This window comes from Micromonospora sp. URMC 106 (genome assembly GCF_051386395.1).
In the GTDB taxonomy this organism is placed as follows: Bacteria; Actinomycetota; Actinomycetes; order Mycobacteriales; family Micromonosporaceae; genus Micromonospora.
Genome location: NZ_JBPQTP010000289.1, coordinates 1 through 246, shown reverse-complemented (window position 1 = coordinate 246; position 246 = coordinate 1). Strand labels below are relative to the sequence as shown.

The 246-nt window shown below is 80.1% G+C and carries 1 pseudogene; it reads left to right on the top strand.

Annotation, left to right across the window (positions count from 1 at the left end):
* Nucleotides 1–35 precede the first annotated feature (35 nt).
* Nucleotides 36–246 (top strand): annotated as a pseudogene (locus tag ACSNOB_RS32140) (magnesium transporter CorA); the annotation flags it as partial.

The window sequence follows — 246 nt, the reverse complement described above, 5'->3', positions numbered from 1 at the left end:
CTGCTAGCCGCGGCAGCGCACGGGGAGGGGGCGTGATGACGGACCGAGGGCAGCAGGGGCGGGCGGCCTCGCCGAACGGCGGACGGGTGCTCAGGCCCCTGGACTGGGCGGCGCCCGTGCGGGCGATGACCCGCCGGCTCAACTCCGACGCTCCCCAGCGGGTTCCCGCGCCGGCCGGCCCGCGGCGCAGCGCCGTGGTCGACTGCGCCCTCTACGTCGGCGGCCGGCGGCAGCCCGGCGACTGGC